The sequence below is a fragment of the Hydrogenophaga sp. RWCD_12 genome, assembly GCF_046604225.1.
In the GTDB taxonomy this organism is placed as follows: Bacteria; Pseudomonadota; Gammaproteobacteria; order Burkholderiales; family Burkholderiaceae_C; genus Hydrogenophaga.
On record NZ_JBKIXC010000004.1, the window covers coordinates 344,272 to 369,047 of the forward strand.

The window sequence follows — 24,776 nt, forward strand, 5'->3', positions numbered from 1 at the left end:
ATGCAGCGGTAACAGATGGAAACGCAGTCCTCTCCACTATCGGCCCGACGCCGGTGAAGTTAAGCCCGAAATAACGGGCCGGCAGCGGCCTGTCTCGGGGTCTAGGCGGCGGTGCGGATGGGCACCACGGGGCGCGCCGGCCGCTCGGCGCGGGCGCGCAGCTGTCCGCAGCCGCCGTCCACATCCTGCCCGGCCGACTGGCGCAACTTGGTCAGGATGTGACGGCGGTGCAGGCGGCGCGCGATGTCGGCCGCCTTCTCCCAGCTCGGACGCACGAAGGGCATGCCTTCGGTGGTGTTGTAGGGGATCAGGTTGAGGATGGCGTACTTGCCGGTGAGCAGCCGCACGATGCCCTCGATCTCCTCATCGCTGTCGTTGATGCCATCTAGCAGCGTCCACTGGTATTGAATGGGGTAGCCAGTGGCGCGGGCATAGGCCTCGCCGGCGTCGACCAGTTCTTCGGGCGTGAGCAGCGGCGCGCGCGGCAGCAGGTCGCGGCGCAGGTCGGCCCTGGTGCTGTGCAGCGACAGCGCCAGCGCTGGCTTGACCGCACCCCGCGGCAGCTCTTCGAACACGCGCGGATCGCCCACGGTGGAGAACACCAGGTTCTTGTGGCCGATGTTGCCGGCCGTGCCCAGCAGCTCGATCGCCTCCATCACGTTGTCCAGGTTGTGCGCGGGTTCGCCCATGCCCATGAACACCACCTTCTTCACCGGCCGGCGGGTGCGCGCCAGCACCACCTGCGCCACGATCTCGGCGCTGCCGAGCTGGCGGATCAGCCCTGTGGTGCCAGTCATGCAGAAGCGGCAGCCCACCGCGCAGCCCACTTGTGTGGACACGCACAGGCCGGGCGTGCGGTCGGGCAGCAGCAGCACGCTTTCCACCAGTTGCCCGTCGCCGAGTTTGACCAGCAGGCGCTCGGAACCGTCGTCGCCAGGGTGCGCCGAAGCGAGTTGCGCCAGGCCCGCCAGCTCGGCTTCAAGCGCCGGCAGCGCGGCCCTCAGCGTGGCCGGCAGGAAGTGTTCGATCTGCCGCTTGCCCGCCGTCTGCGGCAGGGCCTGGCTCCAGAGGCGGAGCACGCGGTGTTCGTGTTTGGGCAGGGCGCCGAGCGACTGCAGCCGCTGGCGCAGTTCGGAAATGCGCATAGCCCGGATTGTCCCTGACGGTGTTGCAAAACGCGGCCTCACCCCACAATTGGCCTCCAAAGGAGACTCCCCCGATGAAGTCCGTGCAATTCATCCAGCGCAACACGCAAGGCCACTGGGTCGGCGACGGTTTTCCGGTGCGCACCCTGTTTTCGTACAACGACGACCCCGCCGCGTTCTCGCCCTTTCTCATGCTCGACTACGGCGGCCCGGTGGTCTTCGAACCCACCACGAAACGCCGCGGCGTGGGTGCGCACCCGCACCGCGGCTTCGAGACCGTGACCATCGTCTACGACGGCGAGGTCACGCACCGCGACTCGTCCGGCGGCGGCGGCACCATCGGCCCCGGCGAGGTGCAGTGGATGACCGCGGCCGCGGGCATCGTGCACGAGGAGTTCCACAGCGAAGCCTTTGGCCGCAGCGGCGGCCCGTTCCGCATGGTGCAGCTCTGGGTGAACCTGCCGGCGCGCGACAAGATGGCGCCGCCCGGCTACCAGGGCATCGCTGCGGCGCAGATCCCGACGCTGGCGCTGAAAGACATCCATGGCGCCGACGCCGGCTCGGTGCGGCCCATCGCCGGAACGTACGACGGCGCCACCGGACCCGCCAAGACCTTCACGCCCATGCAGGTCTGGGACGTGCAGCTCAAGGCCGGCCACACCATCACCCTGCCCGCCCCCGAAGGCCACACCACGGTGCCGCTGGTCTACCAGGGACGGGTGAAGACGGCCGACGGCCAGGAAGCCGGCGACGCGGAAATGATCGTCTACGACCGCGAGGGCGAAGGGGTGCAGCTGACCGCGCTGGCCGACACCACACTGCTGTGGCTGTGTGGCGAACCCATCGACGAACCGGTCGTGGGCTACGGGCCGTTCGTCATGAACACGCCGCAGGAGATCCAGCAGGCGTTCGTCGACTTCCAGAGCGGAAGGATGGGGAGGCTGTGACATGCTGGAGATGCTGATCACCGCGCGCCACGGCGACCTGGGCAACGGCCTGACGGTGCGGCGGGTGCTGCCCTACGCCAAGCGTCGCCACGTGGGCCCCTTCGTGTTTCTCGACCACGCCGGCCCGGTGACGCTGGCGCCCGAGCACGTGCGCGGCGCCGACGTGCGACCGCACCCGCACATCGGCCTGTCGACCGTGAGCTATCTGCTCAGCGGCCAGATCACCCACCGCGACAGCCTGGGCATCCGCCAGGACATCAAGCCCGGCGACGTCAACTGGATGACCGCCGGCCGCGGCATCAGCCATTCCGAACGCTTCACCCACCCCGACTCTTTCGCCGGCGGCGGCCTGGAACTGATGCAGTTCTGGGTCGCCCTGCCCGAGGCCGACGAAGAATGCGAGCCCGCCTTCACCCACTACCCGCAGGCCCTGATGCCCGAGCGGGAAGCGGACGGCGTCTGGTGGCGCCTGTTTGCCGGCAGCGCCTATGGGCAGACGACACCGGTGCGCACGCATTCGCCGCTGTTCGCGCTGCACGCGCAGCTGCAGCCCGGCGCCACGCTGGCCCTGCCCGGCGGCCATGCCGAGCAGGCGGTGTACGTGGCGCGCGGTGCGGTCAGCCATGGCGACACGACAGCCGAACCCGGCCAGCTGCTGGTCTTCACCGGTGAAGGGGACAGCGTCACGGCGGGCGCCGAAGGCGCCACGCTCATGGTCTTCGGCGGCGAGCCGCTGGGCGAGCGCCACATGTTCTGGAACTTCGTGTCCTCGCGCAAGGAGCGCATCGAGCAGGCCAAGGCCGACTGGGCCGCCGGTCGCTTCGCGCTGCCTCCCGACGACCACGACGAATGGATTCCGCTGCCGGGCTGATGCGGCGTCCGTGAAGGGCGTCACCCACTGGCCCTGCTGGTGCATCTGGTCACGCCTGGGCCGGCCATCCCGCGTCACAATGCGCGAATGTCCATGTTCGACAAACTGTTTTCCGGGCTCGGCGAAGACGCCCCCGAGTCGCGCCTGCCCAGCGAGCGGCTGGCGGCGGTGGCCGGCTCGTCGGCCGCGCACGAGGCTGCGCTCTGGCTGCGCGCGCCGACCGCGCTGGCCCAGCTCAACGAAGAAGACGCACTGGCCGTGGTCGGTTTCATGCGCCCGCGCCGCTTTTCGTCAGGCACCACACTGATCCGCCAGGGCGAGACGGGCGACACCGGCTTCATGGTGCTGGTGCTGGGCGGCGAAGTCACGGTGGAGTCGCAGCAGGCCAGCCGCACCGGCCCGGTCACGCTCAGCGTGCTCGGCCCCGGCAGCCTGATCGGCGAGATGGCCCTGGTCGACGGAGAAGCCCGCTCGGCCACCTGCACCGCGAGCACCGACGTTTCCTGCGCCGTGCTGACCCGCGACGCGCTGGTGGCCCTGATCGCCGAGCAGCCCGCGACCGGCGCCAAGCTCATGACCGCGATCGCCCTGCGGCTGGCCGAACGCCTGCGCGAAGCCAGCCAGAAGCTGCAGGTGCACGCCAAGCTCGTGCGGACCCTGCAGCAGGAAATCGACGTCCTCATGCCCACGCCGGACAAGAGGAAGTGATCGGCCTCAGGTCTTGGGCGCCGTCTTCGAGCTCCAGAGCATCGTGACCGCCAGGATGCCGATCACCACGCCCAGCGACACCGCCACCGGAATCTTGTAGATGTCGATCAGCACCATCTTGCTGCCGATGAACACCAGGATCACGGCCAGGCCGTAGTTGAGCAGGTGGAAGCGGCTGGCCGCGGCCTGCAGCAGAAAGAACATGGCGCGCAGACCCAGGATGGCGAACACGTTGCTGGTGAGCACGATGAACGGGTCGCTGGTGATGGCGAAGATGGCGGGGATCGAATCGACCGCAAAGATCACGTCGGTCAGGCCCACCATGGCGATCACCATCAACAGCGGCGTGGCGATGCGCTTGCCGTTCTCGACAGTCCAGAACTTCTCGCCGTCGTATTCCTTGCTCACGGGCATAAGCTTGCGCAGCAGCTTGAGCGCCGGGTTGTCGTTCAGGTCGGACTCCTTGCCGGCGGCCCACCACATCTTCACGCCGGTCAGGATCAGGAAGGCGCCGAAGACGTAGAGGATCCAGTGGAACTGGGCCAGCAGCCAGCCGCCCACCAGGATCATGATCGTGCGCAGCACGATGGCGCCCACGATGCCGATCATCAGCACCCGCTTCTGGTACGCCGCCGGCACTGCGAAGTAGGTGAAGATCAGCAGGAAGACAAAGATGTTGTCGACCGCCAGGCTCTTCTCGATCAGGTAACCGGTCAGGAACTCCAGCGACTTTTCATTCGCCAGTTCGGTCGAGCCGGTTGTGTCCCTGACCGCCCACCACAGCAGGCCGTTGAAGACAAAACTGACCGCCACCCAGGCCATCGACCAGTTCAGCGCTTCCTTGACGCCCACCTCGTGGGCGCCCTGCTTCTTGAGCAACACGAAGTCGACGAACAGGGCCGCCAGAACAAAGGCGACGAAGACGCCCCAGAGCCAGAGGGGTGCGATGGTTTCCATGGATGACAAGACCTTTCAGAGCGGACGGTGTTGATCGAAGTGAGGAACACCCTCCAAGGTCTGGCCTAGGTTGGGCTTGAAGCCCAACCCGGGGATTCCGGCGGCCTGCTCGCGCAGGCTGCGTACTGACGGAACCCCCGCCCGCAGGGCCGGGCTAAGTGTCCGGTTGCGGATGGGTTACTCCCCTTGATGGGAGCCGCGATTGTGGCCCGCCAATGCAGACCCTGTGGCCAGAAGGTCCTTCAGGCCCAGCCTGATGAAATCCTGCTGTTATTCAGGAAGGCACGATCAGGCCAGTTCTGTTTCCCGGTAGAACACCGACCGCCCCACCGCCCGCGGAGACTGGGTGGCGACCGCGTCATGGATCGCGCCGATGTGCTGCGGCGTGGTGCCGCAGCAGCCGCCCACGATGTTCACCAGCCCCTCTGCCGCGAACTCGCGCACCAGGCGGCTGGTGACGTCCGGCGTCTCGTCGAAGCCGGTGTCGCTCATGGGGTTGGGCAGGCCGGCGTTGGGGTAGCAGCTGATGAAGGTGTCGCCCGCGACCTTGGCCAGTTCCTGGATGTAGGGGCGCATCAGGGTCGCGCCCAGCGCACAGTTCAGGCCGATCGACAGCGGCTGGATGTGGCGCACGCTGGCCCAGAAGGCCGTGACGGTCTGGCCGCTGAGGATGCGGCCGGACGCGTCGGTCACGGTGCCGCTGATCATCACTGGCAGACGCTGGCCGCTCTGCTCGAAGAACTGGTCGATGGCGAACAGGGCGGCCTTGGCGTTGAGCGTGTCGAAGATGGTCTCGACCAGCAGCACGTCGGCGCCGCCCTCGACCAGTCCTTCGACCTGTTCAAGATACGCGGCGCGCAGCTGCTCAAACGTCACATTGCGGGCGCCGGCGTCGTTGACGTCCGGGCTGATGCTGGCGGTCTTGGGCGTCGGGCCCAGGGCGCCGGCCACGTAACGCGGCTTGTCGGGCGTCGAGTACTTGTCGCAGGCTTCGCGGGCGATGCGGGCCGAGGCCACGTTCATCTCGCGCGCAAGGTGCGCCATGTCGTAGTCGTCCTGCGCGATGGTGGTCGCGCCGAAGGTGTTGGTTTCGATCAGGTCGGCACCGGCCGCGAGGTAGCCCTCGTGGATGTCGCGGATCACGTCCGGACGGGTCAGGCTCAGCAACTCGTTGTTGCCCTTGACGTCCTTGTGGAAGTCCTTGAAGCGCTCGCCGCGGTACTGTTCTTCGCCCAGCTTGAAGCGCTGGATCATGGTGCCCATCGCGCCGTCGAGGATGGCGATGCGGTGCTTCAGGATCTCGGGCAGCGCCTGGGCGCGGGTGTAGACGGGCGTTTTCATGCCGCGATTGTAGAAAGTCCCGCGCCGGGACCGACCCACCGCGCGGCTTGCCCCGACCGCATCCCCGACAATACTGCCCATGGATGCGATCGACATTTCCGCCGAAGGCGAGACGCTGGAGGCCTGTGCGGCGGTACTGCAGGAGGTCTTCGGCTATGAGGCCTTCCGCGGCCCACAGGCCGGCATCGTCACGCACCTGAGCGAGGGTGGCGACGCCCTGGTGCTCATGCCCACCGGCGGCGGCAAGTCGCTGTGTTACCAGATCCCGGCCATCGTGCGCCAGCGCGCGGGGCATGGCGTGGCCATCGTGGTCTCGCCGCTGATCGCGCTGATGCACGACCAGGTGGGCGCGCTGCTGGAAGCGGGCGTGGACGCGGCCTTTCTGAATTCCAGCCTGACGCAGGACGAGGCGCAGCAGATCGAGCGCCGCCTGCTCAAGGGTGAGATCACCATGCTCTACGCCGCGCCGGAGCGGCTGACCACGCCGCGCTTCCTGGCGCTGCTCGACTCGCTGCACGAGCGTGGCCTGCTGTCGCTGTTCGCCATCGACGAAGCGCATTGCGTGAGCCAGTGGGGCCACGATTTCCGCCCCGAATACCGCGAACTCGTGGTGCTGCACCAGCGTTACGCCGGCGTGCCGCGCATCGCCCTGACCGCCACGGCCGACGACCTGACGCGCGAAGACATCGTGACGCACCTGCAGCTGCAGGACGCGCAGCGCTTCGTCAGCAGCTTCGACCGTCCCAACATCCGCTACGCCATCGTCGAGAAAAAGGACGGCACGCAGCAGCTGCTGCGCTTCATCCGCGACGAGCACATGAGCGCGCAGAGCCACGACGCCGGCATCGTCTACTGCCAGTCGCGCAAGCGCGTGGAAGAAGTCGCCGCCCTGTTGTGCGACCACGGTCTCAATGCCCTGCCCTACCACGCGGGTCTGGACTCATCGGTGCGCCAGAAGCACCAGGACCGGTTCCTGCGCGAAGAGGGCCTGATCATGGTGGCCACCATCGCGTTTGGCATGGGCATCGACAAACCGGACGTGCGCTTCGTCGCCCACCTGGACATGCCCAAGAACATCGAGGGCTACTACCAGGAGACCGGCCGCGCCGGTCGCGACGGCGAGGCGGCCGACGCCTGGATGGTCTACGGCCTGCAGGACGTGGTGAACCAGCGCCGCATGATCGACGATAGCCCGGCGGGCGACGAATTCAAACAGGTGCTGCGCGGCAAGCTGGACGCGTTGCTCGGCCTGGCAGAAGCCAGCGACTGCCGGCGGGTGCGGCTGCTGAGCTACTTCGGTGAGGCCAGCCAGCCCTGCGGCAACTGCGACAACTGCCTGCACCCGCCCGAGCTCAACGACGCGACCGAGGCCGCGCGCAAGATGCTCTCGTGCATCTACCGCGTGCAGCAGGCCAGCGGCACGGCCTTCGGCGCCGGGCACCTGATGGACATCCTGCGCGGCAAGGTGACCGACAAGGTGACTCAGTACGGCCACGACAAGCTCAGCACCTTCGGCATTGGCGCCGACCTGAGCGAGAGCCAGTGGCGCGCACTGCTGCGCCAGCTGATCGCGCGCGAAGCGGTGCGCGTGGACGATGCGCCCTACAACACCCTGCACCTGACCGATGGCGCGCGCCCGATCCTCAAGGGCGAGGCGCAGGTCTGGCTGCGCCAGGTCATCGAGGGCAAGAGCGGGCGCAGCACGCGCAGCCGCAGCAAGGGCACAACTACGGCACCGGACGGCCAGCCGCTGTCGCTGTCCGAGCGCGAATGCCTGGACGCGCTCAAGGCCTGGCGCGCCGAGGTGGCGCGCGAACACAACCTGCCGGCCTTCGTGATCTTCCACGATGCGACCCTGCGTGCGATTGCGGCACAGAAACCGCGCTCGATGGCCGATCTGGATGGCATTTCCGGCATCGGCCAGAAAAAGCGCGAAGCCTACGGCGCCGAGGTGCTGCGGGTGGTGAGTGCTTTCGATTGAGGCCTAGCCGGCCCGCGCCGGCTGTTCTGTCAAACCATCGTCTGATGCCCCGACCGCCCGTCGGAATTGGGGGGGTTTTGGGGTCCATTTCTCTCAAGACCCCAACTGTCGGGCCGATGTTTCAGAGGAAGCCGGTGGTCTGCCGGCCCATTGGCCACAGGAAGGAGTCCATCCATGTTTTTCAAGCTGCCCTGGTTCGGAAGGAAAGAATCGAATTACCACGACACCCAGGTGCTTGAACTGGACTTCCTCGTCAGCGAATTCGAAGACGCGATGGCCGACATCCAGGACCCGCTGCGCACGCGCCTGCACGCTGCCCTGATCGCCTGCCGCACGCCTCAGGATTTGTGGTTCCTGCGCGGCAAGATGTTCAACCTGATCTCCAAGCACTTCTGCGAAGCCGAGGCCAACTCCCGCGTGGGTCGCCTGGACCACAAGCTGCGCTTTTTCGTCGAGCACCATCCCGATCACGCGCCGGAGGAACTGCCTTCCGGCCCCATGGCTCTGTTGCACTGACCGGGCACGGCCCGGTCACAGAAGCCGCCACGCGCCTTCGGGTGCGGGCGGCTTCGCCGTTTCTGGCGCATCCCGCAGAGTGCCCCTGCACCGGCACACGCGGTGGCGGCTTCCTAGAATCGGACCATGCCTTCGCTGCCACTGCTCATCATCAAGACCGGCTCCACCCACGCGCACATCCGCGAGCGCCTGGGCGATTTCGACGACTGGATCGCGGCGGGTCTGCGCGAAGGTGGCGCCGCCACCGTGCAGAGCCACGATGCCCAGGCCGACGGTCTGCCTGCCCCGCCCGAACAGTTCGCGGGCGTGGTGTTGACCGGCTCGCACAGCATGGTCAGCGAACGCGAACCCTGGAGCGAGGCGCTGGTGCCCTGGCTGCAAGCCGCTGTCGAGGCCGGCACGCCGGTGCTGGGCATCTGCTATGGCCACCAGCTGCTGGCCCATGCGCTGGGTGGCGAAGTGAGCCACCACCCCGACGGCGTCGAGATCGGCACGGTGACGGTCGAGCGCCACCCGGTGTCGGCCGACGACCCCCTGCTCGGCGGGCTGCCCGCACGTTTTCCCGCGCAGGCGGTGCACTGGCAATCGGTGCGCAGCCTGCCGGCCAACGCCGTGCTGCTGGCCGGCAGCGCCCACGAAGCCCACCACGCCTTCCGCGTCGGTGACCGCGCCTGGGGCGTGCAGTTCCACCCGGAGTTTTCCGATGAGGCGCTGCGCGCCTACCTCGACGGCCTCGGAGATGTGCTGGCCAAAGAAGGCCTCGACGCAACGGAGATCGCAGGATCGCTCGCACCAACGCCGGAGGCAGCCTCCGTGCTGCCTCGGTTTGCACGCTTGGTACTCAGTGCGTGAACCCGATGGTTCGCGCTTCGCGGACTTCGGGCTTGATGCGGTGCTCGGCTTCGAGCTGCGCCAGGAATTCTTCCGGCGGCAGGGTCTCGGCGAGGATCTCGACCTGGCGTTTGACCGCCGCGAAGTCGCCCGGGCACAGCTGCTCCAGCTTCGCCAGGCGTGAGCGGATCGCATCGGTCAGCGCCGCCTCGTCACCGCCCAGCGCCTCGACCACGAACATGCGTTCGCGCTGCTCCTTGAGCAGGGGCTTGAACTTGATCTTGAAGGTGAAGCGCCGCAGCGCCGCCTGGTCGATCGCGTCCATCAGGTTGGTGGTGCAGACAAAGATGCCGTTGAAGCGCTCCATGCCCTGCAGCATCTCGTTGACCTCGGTCACCTCGTAGGTGCGCTGCGCGCCGCGCCGGTCCTGCAGGAAGCTGTCGGCCTCGTCCAGCAACAGCACCGCCTTCTCGGCTTCGGCCTCGCGGAACATCGCCGCCATCTGCTGCTCGGTCTCGCCCACGAACTTGCTCACCAGGTCGCTGGCGCGGCGGATCATCAGCGGCCGCTCCAGCGACTTGGCGATGTGCTCGGCCAGCGCGGTCTTGCCGGTGCCGGGTGCGCCGTGGAAACACAGGCAGCCGTGGCCGCGCGCCTTGAGCGCGTCGATGATGCGGCCGATGTCGTAGCGCGACTCGACATTCAGCATCTCCAGGCTGTACTGCGTCACTTCAGGGCGCATGCCGGCGTCGGGCGCGCGGCCCAGCGCCAGGTCGGCATTGCGCAGCTGGCGCTCGATCAGCTCGTCCAGCGTCGGGCCGCTGTCGGCCGCCACCTTGCGCCGGCGCGAGGGCTTGGCCGGCGCCGCCACCAGATGGGCGAAACGCACCGCGGTGCGGATCTGGGCGGGCGTCAGTCCCTTGCGCGCGGTCAGCCGCGCCACCAGCGCTTCGGACACCGGCTCGCCCTCCAGCGTCTTGCGCACCAGCTGCTCGCGCGCGCCGGGCGGCGGGCTCTTGAGTTCCAGGTGGTAGGCAAAGCGGCGGCGGAACGCCGGGTCGATCTGCTCGATGCGGTTGGTGACCCAGACCGTGGGCACTGCGTTGGATTCCAGGATCTGGTTGACCCAGGCCTTGCCGCTGACGCTGTGGCTCTGCGCGGCAGGCACCTGCTCGGCACGCGCCAGGAACTGCGCCGCTTCGCTGCTGATCGGCGGGAACACGTCCTCGACCTCGTCGAACAGCAGCGCCGAATGCGCCGTGCCCTTGAGAAACACCTGCGCGATCTGGAGCGAGCGGTAGCGGTCGCGGCCCGAGAGCGCGTTGCCGTCGCGGTCGGCGTATTCCACCTCGAACAACTCCAGTCCGGCGGCCTGCGCGACCACGCGCGCCAGCTCGGTCTTGCCGGTGCCGGGCGGGCCGTAGAGCAGGATGTTCACACCCGGCTCCTTGCGCGCCACCGCCTCGCGCAGCAGGCCGCTGAGCAGGCGCACGTCGTCGGCCACGTAGTCGAAGTCCTTGGGGCTGAGCGCCGAGCGCGCGGCCGGGCGGGTGAACACCGCCATCAGCTCGCTCTCGTTGCGGTACTCGCGCATCAACACCGGCGGCAGCTTCTCGCTGACCTTCATCAGATCGGCCAGGTCGGTGATGTTGTGTTCGGAGATCAGGTTCTCCACCATGCCGATGCGTTCGAGCCGCGAGCCGGCGCGCAGCGCCTCGCCCACTTCGCTGGCCTTCACGCCGGCCACGTCGGCGATGGCCGCATAGGCCTCGGGCGCGTTGTTGACCTTGAACTCGACCAGGATGGAGCGCAGGTCGCGCTGGTAGCGCGCCAGCGTGCCGTAGAGCAGCAGTGCGCGTTCGGCGCGGTTGAGCTGCAGCAGGTTGGCCAGCGCGTCGATGTTCTTTTCCACCAGGGTGGATTGCTTCTTGAGTGCCTGGTTGAGCCAGTCGCCGGTCACGGCCAGCACCGACAGCAGGTCCTTGGGCGATTCCTTGGCGTATTCGTCCAGATAGAAGAACAGCGTGCCTTCTTCGTACGGCCCGCGCCAGACGCCGTAGCGCTCCATGAAGGCGGCCGTCGAGAGCTTGTCATTGCCGCTCCAGAGTTCGTTGTCCTTGCAGCGGCGGGAGAGGAACTCGCGCAACCGCGTGAGCACTGTCATCGGCCAGATCAGGTGGCGGCCGGCCAGCGCCAGCAGGGTATTGAGGTCGCGGCGCACGTTGAAGCGCTGCCCCTGGCGCGCGGCCAGCGTGAGCACGAAGTGCGAACACATCAGGTCCAGCACCGGGGCCTGACGCAGCCCCGGCGGCACGAACACCCGTGCGTCGATCGCCGCGCTGGGCCGCGGCTCCGGGCCTGGGCGCGATTCGGCCACGGCCGTGGCCGTCGGCGTGGCGCGCTGCAGCAGGCGTTTGCTCATGTGGTTACCTCCAGTCGTGACAACAGGGGAAGCGGTACCGCCATGCGGATGTGAGCGGACCATAACCCAGCTTGATGAATCATGGAAGAGCGTGATCCAGCGTGATCCATCGAGCTATGGGGCCTTTCCCGCTCACTTGTGACAATCGTCCGGCCGCACAATCGCCCGATGCTGGAAAAAAGAGACATTGACGCCGCTGCAACGCGCCTGAACGGCCAGGTGCTGGACACCCCGTGCGTGGAATCGCGCACGCTTTCGCAGCTCACTGGCTGCCGGGTCTTCCTCAAATTCGAGAACCTGCAATACACCGCCTCGTTCAAGGAGCGCGGTGCCTGCAACAAGCTCTCACAACTCTCACCAGAAGAGCGCGCGCGGGGCGTGATCGCCATGAGCGCCGGCAACCATGCGCAGGGTGTGGCGTATCACGCGCAGCGGCTGGGCATCCGGGCGGTGATCGTGATGCCGCGCTTCACGCCGGGCGTGAAGGTCGAGCGCACGCGCGGCTTCGGCGCCGAGGTCGTGCTGCACGGCGACACGCTGGAAGAGTCGCGTGCCCATGCCTACGCGCTGGCCGATCAGCAGGGGCTGGTGTTCGTGCATCCCTACGACGACGAGGCCATCGTCGCCGGCCAGGGCACCGTCGCACTGGAGATGCTGCAGGCGCAGCCCGAGATCGACACGCTGGTGATCGCCATCGGCGGCGGCGGCCTGATCGCCGGCATGGCGACCGCGGCGCGCGCGATCCGGCCGGACATCCGCATCGTCGGCGTGCAGACCGAGCGCTTCCCGGCCATGTTCAACGCCATCAAGGGCACGCAGCTGCCGCAGGGCAGCAGCACCATCGCCGAAGGCATCGCCGTCGGCACGCCGGGCGTCATCCCGCAGGCCATCATCCGGGACAAGGTCGACGACCTGTTGCTGGTCGACGAGGGCGACATCGAGCAGGCGATCGTGATGCTGCTGGAGATCGAGAAGACGCTGGTCGAAGGAGCTGGCGCCGCCGGCCTGGCCGCGCTGCTCAAGCACCCGGCGCCGTTCGCCGGCCGCAACGTCGGCCTGGTGCTTTGCGGCGGCAACATCGACCCGATGCTGCTGGCCTCGATCATCGAACGCGGCATGGTGCGTGCCGGACGGCTGGCCCGCGTGCAGGTCAGCGCGCGCGACGTGCCCGGCAACCTGGCGCGCATCACGGCGATCGTCGCAGATGCCGGCGCCAACATCGACGAGGTGCACCACCAGCGCGCCTTCACCCTGCTGGCGGCGCAGAACGTGGCGGTCGAGCTGGTGCTGCAGACGCGCGGCCGGGAACATGTGCAACAGGTGATCGACGCGCTGCAAGCTGCGGGCTTCGACGCCCAGCTGATGTGAGGCCTTGGACATGACCGACACCCTCACCACCGAGACGCTGCAGGCCTGCCTGTCCGACTGGTTCGCGCCCTGGGTGCAGGCGCTGGGCCTGCGGGTGGAGCGTTTCCAGACCGACGAGGTGGTGCTGCGCCTGCCGCAGAACGAGCAACTGGCCCGCATTGGCGGCATGGTCTGCGGCCAGGCGCTGATGGCCGCAGCCGACACCGCCATGGTGCTGGCCATCGTGACCCGCCTGGGCACGCAGCGCCCCATGACCACGGTGCAGCAGAACAGCAGCTTCCTCAAGCCGCTGTCCAACCAGGACGCGCTGGTCACGGCGCGGGTGGTGCGCGCGGGCAAGAACCTGGTGTTTGGCGAGATCGACATCGCAGGCGCCGAGGATGGCAGGAGCGTCTGCCGAGCCAGCACCACCTATGCCCTTCTCTGAAGCCGGGCTTGGGGTCTGCCCCGGTATGCCGGTGCGCACGGGCACCTTAGAATGACCATTGATTTATCTCAATCCCGGAGACTTTCCATGGCCCACGCCCATCACGACGACCACGCCGACCAGCCCCAGGACGTGGTGGAGTCCATCGTTCCGTACATGCCCGTGGTGCTGCCCGTGGCCGGCGGCGTGCTGATCTTCCTGCTGGCCTTCATTGCCGTGTTCATGGCCTGAGGCCCGGACACCGCTTCCGCGAAAGCCGCCTCCGGGCGGCTTTTTTGTGTCCTCTATTCAGACGCTGACGACCGTACCCTGGTGGTAAACAGCCTGCCAGCGCTGGCCATCGCGCCGCCAGACCGTCAGGCGGCGCGTCACCCGGCTGGGCTGGCGCAGGCGGTAGGTCAGCAGGTAGACGCCGGGCCCTGCTTCCTGCAGGTGGTAATCGTCGGTGACCCAGGTCGCCGGGTCGGGCCGGCCGTGGCGATCGGCCAGCACCTGCCGTGCAAAAGCCCGGCTGTAGGGGCGCCCGGTCGCGCCGACCTCCCAGAAACCGGGATCGACCAGCCGGTCAAAGGCAGTCGGCGTGGCATCGGGATAGGCTGCGTGGAACAGGTCTTCGAGCCTGCGCAACTCGTCCAGCAGGGGTGTCAGGTGGGGCGCCAGGTTCAGTTGGGGTTCCATTCCGAGACTCTATCGCCCCGGTCGCGGGGCGGAAACCGGGTTATCGGCATCAGGTTATGCAAGTCTTGCATGTAACTTGCCGGTAACTGACCCGCCTTCTTTTTTAAAATTGGCAGATTGGCCGACACACGGGTCAGGACCCGGGATCACCCGCCCCCTTCCTGACTGCCCCGCCGCACGGCAACCGCCCTGCAGCCCCGAACGCCGACCGCCCTTTTTGCCCAAGGGAATTTCAGCCGCCCGCCCATTCCACGTGGCCCGCGGCTGTCGGTGTCTCTTGAGCCCGCCGTTTTCAAAACTACCGGAGCCTTTTCGATGAACTCTCCCGTGATGCAGGGCCTGAACCTCAACACGCCCTCCTACGTCAAACACGCCCGCCTGATCGCCTGGGTGGCCGACATGGTGGCCCTGTGCAAGCCTGACAACGTGTACTGGTGCGACGGCAGCCAGGCCGAATACGACCGCCTCTGCCAGGAACTGGTCGACGCCGGCACCTTCAAGAAGCTCAACCCGACCAAGCGCCCGGGTTCCTTCCTGGCCTGGACCGACCCGTCCGACGTGGCCCGCGTGGAAGACCGCACCTACATCTGCTCGGCCAACAAGGAAGACGCCGGCCCGACCAACAACTGGATGGCCCCGGCCGAAATGCGCCAGACGCTGAACCCGCTGTTCGACGGCTGCATGAAGGGCCGCACCATGTATGTGGTGCCGTTCTCGATGGGCCCGCTGGGTTCGCACATCGCCCACATCGGCATCGAACTGACCGACAGCGCCTACGTGGCCGTGAACCAGAAGCTGATGACCCGCATGGGCAAGGCCGTGTACGACGTGCTGGGCAGCAACGGCGACTTCGTGCCCTGCATGCACACCGTGGGCGCGCCGCTGGCCGCCGGTGAAAAGGACACCACCACCTGGCCCTGCAACCCGAAGGTCAAGTACATCGTGCATTTCCCCGAAACGCGCGAAATCTGGTCTTACGGTTCGGGCTATGGCGGCAACGCGCTGCTGGGCAAGAAATGCTTTGCGCTGCGCATCGCCTCCAACATGGGCCGCGAGCAGGGCTGGCTGGCCGAACACATGCTGATCCTGGGCGTGACCAATCCCGAAGGCAAGAAGTACCACGTCGCCGCCGCGTTCCCCAGCGCCTGCGGCAAGACCAACTTCTCCATGCTGGTTCCGCCCGAGAGCGCGTTCCCCGGCTGGAAGGTCACCACCATCGGTGACGACATCGCCTGGGTCAAGCCGCAAGCCGACGGCAAGATGCTGGCGATCAACCCCGAAGCGGGTTACTTCGGCGTCGCGCCCGGCACCAACATGCACACCAACCCGAACTGCATGCGCTCGCTGCACAAGGACGTGATCTTCACCAACGTCGCGCTGACCGACGACGGCGACGTGTGGTGGGAAGGCATGGAGAAGGACTCTGGCACCGTGCCCGATCACCTGATCGACTGGCAGGGCAACGACTGGACCCCGGCGATTGCCAAGGAAAAGGGCACCAAGGCCGCCCACCCGAACTCGCGCTTCACCGTCGCCGCCACCAACAACCCGGCGCTAGACCCGCAGTGGGACGATCCGGCGGGCGTGGCGATCGACGCCTTCCTGTTCGGCGGCCGCCGCTCGACCACCGTGCCGCTGGTGACCGAAGCCCGCAGCTGGACCGAAGGCGTCTACATGGCCGCCACCATGGGTTCCGAGACCACCGCCGCCGCCTTTGGCGCGCAGGGCGTGGTGCGCCGCGACCCGTTCGCCATGCTGCCCTTCTGCGGCTACAACATGGCCGACTACTTCCAGCACTGGCTCAATGTCGGCCAGAAGGTCGCTGGCGCCGCCGGTGGCAAGACGCCCAAGATGTTCTGCGTCAACTGGTTCCGCAAGGACGCCGACGGCAAGTTCGTCTGGCCGGGCTACGGCGACAACATGCGCGTGCTCAAGTGGATGATCGACCGCATCGAGGGCAAGGCCCAGGGCGAGCAGACCATGTTCGGCACCGCGCCGGCCTACGCCGAGATCAACTGGAACGGCCTGAGCTTCAGTGCCGAGCAGTTCAAGACCGTGACCAGCATCGACAAGGCCGCCTGGGCCGAGGAGCTCAAGCTGCACGATGCGCACTTTGAACAGCTGGCCTACCACCTCCCTAAGGAGCTGGTCGCCACCAAGGCCGATCTGGAGAAGCGCCTGGCCGCCGTCTGATCGAGACGAGCCCACAAAAGAAAAAGCCCTCCGGTTCGCCGGAGGGCTTTTTTATTGGTGCTGTTCGGGCGACCGGTCTGCCCGGACGCTCAACAGGTCACAGGTGCTTCAGATGCGTGTGGGTGCCGCGACCGTCGACCAGGCGTTCGGGGAACTGGCCCCAGCCGCGGTCGTCGCTTTCGTCGGACACGGCGTGCGCCGGGCCGAACAGCCCGCGCCAGATGCTGGTACAGCGGTAGAGATAGGCGATCAGGCTCATGGAATGCTCCTGGCGTTGGGCGGTTCAGAGGTAAGGCAGGTAGCCCATCTGACGGCGCACTTCGATCTGCGCCCAGCGGCGGATCGGCGATGCAAACCCGGCGTCCAGGCCCAGCGGAGCCAGAGCCTGCGCGTAGTCGTCGGCGGCAACGGGTGCTTGCTGGGCTTCCACCAGATCGGCTTCGCGGTCGCGCGCCAGCATCAGCTCGGCCTTCAGACGCGGGTCGGTGCGGGCCAGGTCCCAGAGGCGGGCCTCGGCGCGGGCTTCGGCCATCGACTTGGACCAGCTGTCCAGCGAACGCAGCGTGGCGTGGGCCATGCGGCGGGCGGTGCCGGCAAACAGGGCCGAGCCGGCAAAGATCACCACCCAGAGGGCAACCCAGCCGAGGAAAAGGTGACCGTCGGCCCAGGTGCTGATCATCTGGTCGGCCAGCACGACGAGGGCAGCCACAGCGGCGGCCAGCAGCATGGCGGCGAGGCCGCGGGAGCCGTCAAAGCGGCGGCGGGCACGGTAAACGCCGCGTTCGGCGGGGGCAGAACCGGTGCCCACCGAGGAGGAAGAAGGGGAGAAGACGGTGCTCATGGCGAACTCCTTTGGAGAAACAGTCTTTTGGACAGACGAATGCTAGGGTTAACCCCGATGTCACGCCAATTTATTTTTGTGATGCATTACATTCATATTCATGATGAATGAAACCAACTTCCGCACGCTGGACCTGAACCTGCTGCGGGTGTTCGACGAGGTCATGACCGAACGCAACCTCACGCGCGCGGCCCACAACCTGGCCATGACCCAGCCCGCGGTGAGCAACGCGCTCAAGCGCCTGCGCGAGAGCCTGGGCGACGAACTGGTGCGGCGCTCGGGCTACGGCGTCGAGGCCACGCCTGTGGCACTGGCGCTGTGGCCGACGGTGCGGGATGCGCTGGCGCAGCTGCGCGAATCGCTCTCACCGGCCGACTTCGAGCCCGCCACCGCGGCCAAGGCCTTCGTGCTGGCCATGGCGGACGCCACCGCCGCCAAGCTGGTGCCGGGTCTGGTCGATCTGCTGGAAAAAGAGGCACCTGGTGTCAATCTGCGCATCGTGCCACTGACCACGCGCGACCCGCGCGACCTGCTGGAGTCGGGCTCGGCGGACCTGGCCATCGGCCATTTCCCCGGCGTGCTGGCCGAGCTGACCGCCATCCACCTGCAGGAACACAACCCGCGCTTCCAGCACCAGCGGCTTTACGACGGCGAATACGTGGTCGTGATGCGGCGCTACCACCCACTGGCCAAGAAGCCCCTGACGCTGGACGCCTATTGCGCCGCGCGCCATCTGCTGGTGAGCTTCTCGGGCCGGCCGTTCGGTTTTGTCGATGAGGCGCTGTCGGCCCAGTCGCGCCAGCGCCGCATCGTGATCACGGTCAACCAGTTCTTCACCGCCGGCCGCGTCGTCGCGAGCACCGACCTGCTGACGGTGCTGCCGCGCCACTTTGTCGAGGTCACCGGCATCGAATCGGCGCTGACGCTGCGCGAGCTGCCGCTGCCGGTACCGGCGGTGCACGTCGACGCGTTGTGGCACCGCCATTCGGAGCACAGCGGCGCCCATCGCTGGCTGCGCAAGGCGGTCGAGCGGGCGGCTCGGCACGGGTTCGCCGAACCGGGCACGACAATCGCCGCATGAACCTGCAACTGCTCAGCGACCTGCACCTGGAGGCCGACCCGACCTTTGCCGCGACACCGGCCCCCGGGGCGGACCTGCTGGTGCTGGCCGGGGACGTCGGTTCGTACCAGACGCGGCGGGACGGCAGCGCGATGGACGAGCCGGACTGGGGCCTGCAGCGCTTTTCACCGCTGCCGCAGTACGCCGGCTGGCCGGTGCCGGTGCTGTTCGTGCCGGGCAACCACGAGTACGACAACCTCGACTGGGACGATGCGCATGCCGACCTGCGCCGCGCCTGCGACCGGCTGGGCATCGCCTGGCTCGAACGCGAGTCGCTGCAGTTCGACGGCGTGCGCTTCGTAGGCACCACGCTCTGGAGCGACTACGACGCGCTCTCGCCCGACAAGGCCACCGAAACCGAGCGCCTGCGCCTGCGTGAGAAGGCGTTTCGCGCAGCCAACTTCTATCTGCACAAGATGGCGGGCCAGTGGCGCGGCGCGCTGTTCGATGCGGCCGCGATGCGCGAACTCGCGCTCGAATGCCAGGACTGGTTGCGGGCCGAGCTCGCCAGGCCGCATGCCGGGCCGACGGTGGTGGTCACGCACTTTGCGCCCACGCTGCACAGCGCCGACCCGCGCTATGGCCTCTCGCCCGGCACAGCCGGTTTCTGCAACGCACTCGACGATCTGCTGCCGCACGCCGACCTCTGGCTGCACGGGCACCTGCATTGCCCGACCGACCTTCGGGTCGGCCGCTGCCGCATCGTCGCCAATCCGCTGGGATATGCGCGCAAGGACGAACAGGTGGGCTTCAGGCCCAATCTGACAGTGCATGTGGAAATCCCATAGGGGAGACGCCAAAACCCGCGCGTACACTGAGGAAATCCGCCCGGTCACGGGCACCATGACGGAGAGACACCATGAAGATCCTGCTCGCTGTGGACGGCAGCGCCTACACCAAGAAAATGCTCGCCTACCTGACCACACACCTGGAGGTCTTCAGCGCCAGCAACCAGTTCACCCTCTTCACCGTCCAGATGCCGCTGCCTCCGCGCGCGCGCGCCGCCGTCGGCGCACAGGTCGCCAACAGCTATTACGCCGAAGAGTCGGAAAAGATCACCGCTCCGGTGGTCAAGTTCCTCAAGCGCCACGGCATCGAGGCGCAGGTCGTGCACAAGACCGGCACGCCTGGCGAGCTGATCGCCAAGCAGGCCAATGCCGGCGACTTCGATCTGGTCATGATGGGGTCACACGGCCACAGCGCCCTGGGCAACCTGGTGATGGGTTCGGTGGCCACGCAAGTGCTGGCGCACTGCAAGGTGCCGGTCCTGCTGGTGCGCTGACGCCGGTGCGCCAGCTCAACGCTGGCGCAAACCGTCGAAACAGGTGCCCAGCACCATGTCGATGATCTGGCCGTCGCTGTAGAGGCCTGATCCTTTGAGGAACCCCAGCACCGGGTCGCAGGCCCGGGCGTAGAGGGTGTACAGCACCGCGATCGCGGGCAGCGCCGGATTGATGCTGCCGTCCTTCTGCCCCGCCTCGATCCAGCCCCCCAGCCGGTCGCTCACGTCCATCAGGCCGTCCACATAGGCCTTGTTGGTCGTCAGCGAGGCCCGCAGGCTGGAGTTCTCGCTCGGCAGCGAGGGCATCTCGCCAGCCAGCTGCACTTCCATGGTCCAGCGCGCAACCTGCTTGAGCAAGTCCAGCGGCGGCGCTTTCGGGTCCAGCGTGTCCAGGAAGGCACGCGCCCGGTTCATCACCCTGACCATCGCGGCCGCCGCCAGGTCTTCCTTGCTCGGGAAGTGCTTGTAAAGGCTGGCCTTGGCAATGCCCACCTCGGCCGCGACCTCGTCTACCGTCATGGCATCGAAGCCTTTTTCGGCCAGCAGACGGTTGACCGCAGAGACGATCGCGTCCTCGCGCGCCAGATGCATCTGCTCGCGAAAACTGCGCTTGGGAAGGGTGCGGGAGGGGGGTGAAGAGACAGCAGTGGCCATGGTGATCTTTGGGTAGCGCTCGCATTGTGCCGCATCAGGACGAAAAAGTTGATAACCATACTGACTTGTCTGCGATTTATACCGACTAGTCACTTTTTGATCTTTTGAGGCTAATATCGCACCCAGACAGTAGCGCCACCCCATTTCCTCCGCACGGCCAGCTGTCTCAACCCACGTTCCACACGAAGGAGACAGACATGCCGATTCCAAGACGTACCGTGTTGCTGGCCAGTGCCGCTGCAGGCCTTCTGGCTGCGTGCGGCGGCGGTGACGACGAACCCGACCGCGCCAACATCGTCGCGACCGCTCAGGCCACGCCCGACCTGAGCATCCTGGTCGAAGCCGTGGTCGCCGCCGGGCTGGCCGAAGCGCTCAGTGCACCAGGCCCCCTGACGGTGTTCGCCCCCACCAACGCGGCGTTTGCATCGCTGCTGTCCGAACTGCACCTCAGCAAGGAGGCCTTGCTCGCCAACAAGACCTTGCTGACGGCGGTGCTGACCTACCACGTCGTTCCGGCCCGCGTTCTCAAGGCCGACGTTCCCCTGAACACCCCGATCGCGACCCTGCAGGGCGCGACTTTTACCGTGGGCGCCGACCTGCGCATCACCGACAGCCGCGGTCGCAGCGCCGGGATCGTGGCCACCGACATCCTCTGCAGCAACGGCGTGGTGCATGTGATCGACAAGGTCATCCTGCCGCCCGCCTAAATTTTTTTCTTTCCTGTTCCCCTGTCCTTAACCCTTAGGAGTTCCCCATGAAAAAGACCCTGATTGCCTCCGTCATCGCCCTGGCCTCGCTGGGTTCCGCCCACGCCAAGGACATCGTCGACACCGCGGTGGCGGCCGGCTCGTTCAAGACCCTGGCCACCGCGCTGCAAGCCGCCGGACTGGTCGACACGCTCAAGGGCAAGGGCCCGTTCACCGTGTTCGCGCCGACCGACGAAGCCTTCGCCAAGGTGCCCAAGGCCGACCTCGACGCGCTGCTGAAGGACAAGGCCAAGCTGACCGCCGTGCTGACCTACCACGTGGTACCCGGCAAGGTGATGGCCGCCGACGTCAAGGCCGGCAAGGTCAAGACGGTTCAGGGCAGCGAGATCACCGTGACCACCATGGGTGGGGTGAAGGTGGACGCTGCCAATGTGGTGAAGACCGATATCGCTGCCGACAACGGCGTCATTCACGTCATTGACAGCGTCATCATGCCGAAGTGACGTCCGGCCCCGGACCCTTGCGCTTCGAACCCCGCTTCGGCGGGGTTTTTTGTGGGCGGCAGGGCAGCAGATTGCGCGCCGCGGCCTCACTCAGCGCCGCGGTCAGCGCATCCAGCACGTCCGAGCTGAGGTTCCAGCAGTGCCAGTACAGCGTCACGCCCAGGCGGTGGCGCGGCGCCAGGTTCACCAGCTCGCCGCTCTGCAGCAAGTCGCGCACCCGCAACTCGGGCAGCACGCTCACGCCCCAGCCGGCCTGTACCGCACGCACCTGACCCTCGCAGGAGGGCACGAACAGCTGCTTGAGGCCGACCCGCGGCAGGTCGAAGGCCTGCTCGACGAAGGTCTGCTGCAGATGGTCCTTGCGGTTGAAGGCCACGAACGGCAGCTGGTGGAAGTTGTGTGCGTTCAGGCCCTTGGGGCAGTGCTGGCGCGCGAAGTCGTGGTGTGCCACCACCACATATTCCATGCAGCCCAGCGGCTCCATCTTGCAGCCCCGCAGCGCCTGACCCAGTGAGGTCACGCAGCCCAGCACCTGGCCTTCGCGCAGCCACTCGTGGGTGAACTCCTGGTCATCGGTGATGATTTCCACCGGCAGGCCCTGACGCGCCAGCGCACCCAGCGCCGGCAAGGCCCAGGTGGCGATGCTGTCGGCATTGATGGCGATCGAGATGCGGTCTTCGTCCCGGCCACCACCGGTCGCGCTCGGCGCCAGTTCGCGCAGTTCGTTTTCCAGGTCCGCCCGCAGCAGCCGCATCATCTTGGCGTGCTTGAGCATGAGCTGGCCCGCGGCCGTGGGCTTGAGCGGGCGGCTGCGCACGATCAGCACGGTGCCCACCTGCGCCTCCAGCGCCCGCAGCCGTTGCGACACGGCCGACTGCGTGATCGACAGGCGCTGCGCCGCGCGCTCGAAGCCGCCCTCTTCGATGATGGCGGCCAGGCACTCCAGGGCGTCGGGATCGAAGGTGCTCATGGGAATCCGCGACGCCGGGCGCTCAGCCGGCCTTCTTGGCCTTGACCGGCACGACATTAGCGCCGTCCTTGGCCGGCCGCAGGTGCTCGCCCATCCAGCGGTTCAGGTCCAGCCACATCTGGCGCATTTCGACGTCCAGCGGCGTGCGGATCGCGCTGTTGAGTTCGATCGTGACCACCGGCGTGCCCTTGTGCACACCGCCGTAGTTGCCCAGGCTGCCAGGGAAGATGCCCAGCTGGTCCAGGTACAGGCGGCCCAGCCGCGCCGGCGGCACGGTCGGGCCGTCGAAGTCGAGCACGCCGTAGGGGGCGTGGATGCTCACCACCAGATCGGGGTGGAAGCGCTCCATCTCTTCGAGCACGAAGCGGGACTCGGGCTCGGACAGCGGCTTGGGCCCGGGCCAGCGGCGCGGGTCTTTCTTCGTGCGCTGTTCCCAGTAGACCTTGGCGTCGCGCTCCCAGTTGGGCGTGGGGAAGTTGCGGTTGAGGTCCACGCCGTGGGCATTCACGCGGGTGGCCGGACGCTTCATCAGGCCGTCCGGGTTGATCGCCGGCAGGAAGCGCCAGTGCACGTTGGACGGCGTCTCGGTCGCGCGCTGGATCCAGTGCAGCACCACCGACGACGACGAGAGTTCGTCGCCGTGGATGCCGCCCAGCACCAGCACCTTCAGCTGCGCCTCGGGCGCCACCACGTCGCGCGCATAGAGCCTGCGGCCTTCGACCGACTTGCCCGAGGTCGGCACCAGCATGGCCGCCTGGCACAGCGGCGCCTTGACGTTGGGCAGCCGCGCGACAAACTCGCCGCAGGGTTCGGCCAGATTGGTGGCGGGCGCGCGCACGGTGGCCGCTTCGGCGGTGGAGATCAGCGAGGGGGAAGCGTCGGCGGCCTGCGCCGACAGGCCGGCCAGAGACAGCCCCAGACACAGGGCGCCACGGCGGGCCACAAGGAGGAGTTCGGAAGAACGCATCCCGCGATTCTAGGGATGCGCCGTGTCAGGGGTTTCCCGGTGCCCACCGGTGTCGTTGTTCTCAGTCGTCTTTTTCACCAGGTTCGTAAAGCGTTTCACGGCCCATGCGATCGAGGATCAGCTCGGCTGTCCAGGGCAGCATCAGCGCGCCGCAGCGGCTGTCGCGGTACAGGCGCTCCAGCGGCAGGTGCTTGAGCATGCTCTGGCCGCCACAGGTGCGGATGCCCAGGCGCGCCAGGTCATTGGCGCCCTCCATCACGGCGTAGTGCGCGGCGTAGAGGCGCAGCTTCTCGTCCTTGGTCGGATTGGGCTTGGCCTCGAAGATCGCGCGGGTGAACAGGCTCTTCATCGATTCGAGCTGCAGCCGCATCTGCGCGACCGTGATCTGCTTGGTCGGGAACTGGCGGCGTTTGATCGGCGGCTCGCCGGGCATCTCACCGCGCAGGTACTGCACGGTGAAGTCGTAGACCGCATTGGCCACGCCCAGGTAGGTCGGCGAGAGCGTGTTGAACATCGCCGGCCAGGTCTGCGCGCCCTTGAAGTAGATGCCGCGCGGCATGAGCTGCTCGTCGTCGCTCACGAACACATCTTTGAAGGTGAGGTTGCGGCTGACCGTGCCGCGCATGCCCAGCGGGTCCCACTCGCCGCTGATGCTGAAGCCCTCGGCCGTCGCGGGCACGCTGATGTAGAGCGTGTCGCGCGCGTCGGGATGGTCGTCACCCTTGTCTTCGGTGCAGAGCACGCCGTAGTAGTCGGCCGCGCCCGACAGGCTCGCCCAGATCTTGCGGCCATTGATCAGCCAGCCGCTTTGGCCGTCCAGCACCACCTTCTTCGCCGTGGTGCCGAACGGCGCGCGGCCGGCCGCGGCGGCCGTGCCTTCGCTGAAAGGCTGCGCGTAGAGCTTGCCTTCGTTCACGATGCGCGCGAAGTGGATCTGGCGCCGCGCCGCGTGTTCGGCGCGCTGCTCGTCGGTCATGGCAATGCCGTCGGCCAGCACGCCGGTCCACATGGTCGAGCAGATGTGCATGTTCCAGGTCAGCGCCGTGGCGCCGCAGAAGCGCCCGATCTCGGCCGCGACCATCATGTAGGTCGGGAAGTCCGCACCTGCGCCGCCGAACTCGGTCGGCACGCAGAGCTTGAGGAAGCCCTGCTCGCGCAGGTCGTCGTAGTTGGCGAACGGGAAGCTGGCTTCCTGGTCCCACTGCGCGGCGCGGGCCGCGAACTTGTCGCGGCCCAGCGCGTGCGCCTTGGCCAGCCACTCGCGCTGCAGCGGTGTGAAGGGCATGTCGCCGACGGCGGGCGTGAAGTCCAGACCAGTGACGGGGTTGACGGGGCGGGTGGTCATGG

General features: G+C 67.2%; 26 protein-coding genes. 15 read left to right on the top strand and 11 right to left on the bottom strand.

What is annotated here, in order from left to right; all coding sequences use genetic code 11:
• Positions 1–101: 101 nt before the first annotated feature.
• A complete protein-coding gene (locus ACLIJ1_RS17090) occupies positions 102–1,145 on the bottom strand; it encodes an RNA methyltransferase (protein ID WP_411366740.1) in 1,044 nt (347 codons plus the stop codon).
• A gap of 74 nt (positions 1,146–1,219) precedes the next feature.
• On the opposite strand from ACLIJ1_RS17090, the gene ACLIJ1_RS17095 reads away from it, so the two are divergent.
• The 3 genes from ACLIJ1_RS17095 to ACLIJ1_RS17105 all read left to right on the top strand — a co-directional run bounded on the left by ACLIJ1_RS17095 (position 1,220) and on the right by ACLIJ1_RS17105 (position 3,671).
• Positions 1,220–2,092: a pirin family protein gene (locus ACLIJ1_RS17095; protein ID WP_411366741.1), complete on the top strand. Its 873-nt coding sequence runs from the start codon at positions 1,220–1,222 to the stop codon at positions 2,090–2,092.
• Position 2,093: 1 nt separating this feature from the next.
• A complete protein-coding gene (locus tag ACLIJ1_RS17100; RefSeq protein WP_411366742.1) occupies positions 2,094–2,963 on the top strand; it encodes a pirin family protein in 870 nt (289 codons plus the stop codon).
• Positions 2,964–3,056: 93 nt separating this feature from the next.
• On the top strand, positions 3,057–3,671 hold the full coding sequence (locus ACLIJ1_RS17105) for a cyclic nucleotide-binding domain-containing protein (protein WP_411366743.1): 615 nt from the start codon (positions 3,057–3,059) through the stop codon (positions 3,669–3,671).
• A 6-nt stretch (positions 3,672–3,677) separates the two neighbouring features.
• Here the strand turns inward: ACLIJ1_RS17105 and ACLIJ1_RS17110 are convergent, their stop codons facing one another.
• Positions 3,678–4,628 (bottom strand): TerC family protein, encoded by a 951-nt coding sequence (locus tag ACLIJ1_RS17110; protein WP_411366744.1) that lies wholly within the window; start codon positions 4,626–4,628, stop codon positions 3,678–3,680.
• A gap of 288 nt (positions 4,629–4,916) precedes the next feature.
• On the bottom strand, positions 4,917–5,969 hold the full coding sequence (locus tag ACLIJ1_RS17115) for a homocysteine S-methyltransferase family protein (RefSeq protein ID WP_411366745.1): 1,053 nt from the start codon (positions 5,967–5,969) through the stop codon (positions 4,917–4,919).
• Positions 5,970–6,048: 79 nt separating this feature from the next.
• Between ACLIJ1_RS17115 and recQ the strand changes: the two genes are divergently transcribed.
• The 3 genes from recQ (at position 6,049) to ACLIJ1_RS17130 (ending at position 9,318) form a co-directional block, all read left to right on the top strand.
• Positions 6,049–7,950 carry a DNA helicase RecQ gene (gene recQ, locus ACLIJ1_RS17120; RefSeq protein WP_411366746.1) on the top strand — a complete coding sequence of 634 codons (1,902 nt, stop codon included), beginning with the start codon at positions 6,049–6,051 and terminating at the stop codon, positions 7,948–7,950.
• Between the two features lie 174 nt (positions 7,951–8,124).
• The gene (locus ACLIJ1_RS17125) at positions 8,125–8,466 is read left to right on the top strand and encodes a hypothetical protein (protein ID WP_411366747.1); all 342 of its coding nucleotides are present in this window, start codon (positions 8,125–8,127) and stop codon (positions 8,464–8,466) included.
• 126 nt (positions 8,467–8,592) lie between these two features.
• Positions 8,593–9,318 (top strand): glutamine amidotransferase, encoded by a 726-nt coding sequence (locus ACLIJ1_RS17130; protein ID WP_411366748.1) that lies wholly within the window; start codon positions 8,593–8,595, stop codon positions 9,316–9,318.
• Here the strand turns inward: ACLIJ1_RS17130 and ACLIJ1_RS17135 are convergent.
• The gene (locus tag ACLIJ1_RS17135) at positions 9,308–11,572 is read right to left on the bottom strand and encodes an ATP-binding protein (protein WP_411367029.1); all 2,265 of its coding nucleotides are present in this window, start codon (positions 11,570–11,572) and stop codon (positions 9,308–9,310) included. The genes ACLIJ1_RS17130 and ACLIJ1_RS17135 overlap by 11 nt on opposite strands.
• 315 nt (positions 11,573–11,887) lie before the next feature.
• On the opposite strand from ACLIJ1_RS17135, the gene ACLIJ1_RS17140 reads away from it, so the two are divergent.
• The 3 genes from ACLIJ1_RS17140 to ACLIJ1_RS17150 all read left to right on the top strand — a co-directional run bounded on the left by ACLIJ1_RS17140 (position 11,888) and on the right by ACLIJ1_RS17150 (position 13,745).
• Positions 11,888–13,087 (top strand): threonine ammonia-lyase, encoded by a 1,200-nt coding sequence (locus tag ACLIJ1_RS17140; RefSeq protein WP_411366749.1) that lies wholly within the window; start codon positions 11,888–11,890, stop codon positions 13,085–13,087.
• 10 nt (positions 13,088–13,097) lie between these two features.
• On the top strand, positions 13,098–13,514 hold the full coding sequence (locus ACLIJ1_RS17145; protein WP_411366750.1) for a PaaI family thioesterase: 417 nt from the start codon (positions 13,098–13,100) through the stop codon (positions 13,512–13,514).
• Between the two features lie 87 nt (positions 13,515–13,601).
• Positions 13,602–13,745 (top strand): hypothetical protein, encoded by a 144-nt coding sequence (locus tag ACLIJ1_RS17150; RefSeq protein WP_411366751.1) that lies wholly within the window; start codon positions 13,602–13,604, stop codon positions 13,743–13,745.
• 57 nt (positions 13,746–13,802) lie between these two features.
• On the opposite strand, the gene ACLIJ1_RS17155 is transcribed toward ACLIJ1_RS17150, so the two are convergent.
• Positions 13,803–14,192, bottom strand: a complete 390-nt coding sequence (locus ACLIJ1_RS17155; RefSeq protein ID WP_411366752.1) for a DUF4440 domain-containing protein — start codon at positions 14,190–14,192, stop codon at positions 13,803–13,805.
• Positions 14,193–14,507: 315 nt separating this feature from the next.
• Between ACLIJ1_RS17155 and ACLIJ1_RS17160 the strand changes: the two genes are divergently transcribed.
• Positions 14,508–16,385, top strand: a complete 1,878-nt coding sequence (locus ACLIJ1_RS17160; protein ID WP_411366753.1) for a phosphoenolpyruvate carboxykinase (GTP) — start codon at positions 14,508–14,510, stop codon at positions 16,383–16,385.
• Positions 16,386–16,482: 97 nt separating this feature from the next.
• Here the strand turns inward: ACLIJ1_RS17160 and ACLIJ1_RS17165 are convergent, their stop codons facing one another.
• A complete protein-coding gene (locus ACLIJ1_RS17165; RefSeq protein ID WP_411366754.1) occupies positions 16,483–16,644 on the bottom strand; it encodes a hypothetical protein in 162 nt (53 codons plus the stop codon).
• A 24-nt stretch (positions 16,645–16,668) separates the two neighbouring features.
• Positions 16,669–17,226, bottom strand: a complete 558-nt coding sequence (locus ACLIJ1_RS17170; protein WP_411366755.1) for a hypothetical protein — start codon at positions 17,224–17,226, stop codon at positions 16,669–16,671.
• Between the two features lie 103 nt (positions 17,227–17,329).
• On the opposite strand from ACLIJ1_RS17170, the gene ACLIJ1_RS17175 reads away from it, so the two are divergent.
• The 3 genes from ACLIJ1_RS17175 (at position 17,330) to ACLIJ1_RS17185 (ending at position 19,628) form a co-directional block, all read left to right on the top strand.
• Complete coding sequence (locus ACLIJ1_RS17175) at positions 17,330–18,307, top strand: LysR family transcriptional regulator (protein ID WP_411367030.1); 978 nt, start codon at positions 17,330–17,332, stop codon at positions 18,305–18,307.
• Positions 18,304–19,134: a metallophosphoesterase gene (locus tag ACLIJ1_RS17180; RefSeq protein WP_411366756.1), complete on the top strand. Its 831-nt coding sequence runs from the start codon at positions 18,304–18,306 to the stop codon at positions 19,132–19,134. Before ACLIJ1_RS17175 ends, ACLIJ1_RS17180 begins: the two co-directional genes overlap by 4 nt.
• Before the next feature lie 71 nt (positions 19,135–19,205).
• The gene (locus tag ACLIJ1_RS17185) at positions 19,206–19,628 is read left to right on the top strand and encodes a universal stress protein (RefSeq protein WP_411366757.1); all 423 of its coding nucleotides are present in this window, start codon (positions 19,206–19,208) and stop codon (positions 19,626–19,628) included.
• Positions 19,629–19,643: 15 nt separating this feature from the next.
• Here the strand turns inward: ACLIJ1_RS17185 and ACLIJ1_RS17190 are convergent, their stop codons facing one another.
• On the bottom strand, positions 19,644–20,282 hold the full coding sequence (locus tag ACLIJ1_RS17190; RefSeq protein WP_411366758.1) for a TetR/AcrR family transcriptional regulator: 639 nt from the start codon (positions 20,280–20,282) through the stop codon (positions 19,644–19,646).
• Positions 20,283–20,479: 197 nt separating this feature from the next.
• On the opposite strand from ACLIJ1_RS17190, the gene ACLIJ1_RS17195 reads away from it, so the two are divergent.
• Positions 20,480–20,989, top strand: coding sequence for a fasciclin domain-containing protein (locus tag ACLIJ1_RS17195; protein WP_411366759.1), 510 nt, complete (start codon positions 20,480–20,482; stop codon positions 20,987–20,989).
• A 47-nt stretch (positions 20,990–21,036) separates the two neighbouring features.
• Positions 21,037–21,492: a fasciclin domain-containing protein gene (locus tag ACLIJ1_RS17200; RefSeq protein ID WP_411366760.1), complete on the top strand. Its 456-nt coding sequence runs from the start codon at positions 21,037–21,039 to the stop codon at positions 21,490–21,492.
• Here ACLIJ1_RS17200 and ACLIJ1_RS17205 read toward each other — a convergent pair.
• The 3 genes from ACLIJ1_RS17205 to ACLIJ1_RS17215 form a co-directional block, all read right to left on the bottom strand.
• Positions 21,479–22,462, bottom strand: a complete 984-nt coding sequence (locus tag ACLIJ1_RS17205) for a LysR family transcriptional regulator ArgP (protein ID WP_411366761.1) — start codon at positions 22,460–22,462, stop codon at positions 21,479–21,481. The genes ACLIJ1_RS17200 and ACLIJ1_RS17205 overlap by 14 nt on opposite strands.
• Positions 22,463–22,484: 22 nt before the next feature.
• On the bottom strand, positions 22,485–23,429 hold the full coding sequence (locus ACLIJ1_RS17210) for a M14 family murein peptide amidase A (RefSeq protein ID WP_411366762.1): 945 nt from the start codon (positions 23,427–23,429) through the stop codon (positions 22,485–22,487).
• Between the two features lie 61 nt (positions 23,430–23,490).
• Positions 23,491–24,774 (bottom strand): acyl-CoA dehydrogenase family protein, encoded by a 1,284-nt coding sequence (locus tag ACLIJ1_RS17215; protein WP_411366763.1) that lies wholly within the window; start codon positions 24,772–24,774, stop codon positions 23,491–23,493.
• Positions 24,775–24,776: the final 2 nt, after the last annotated feature.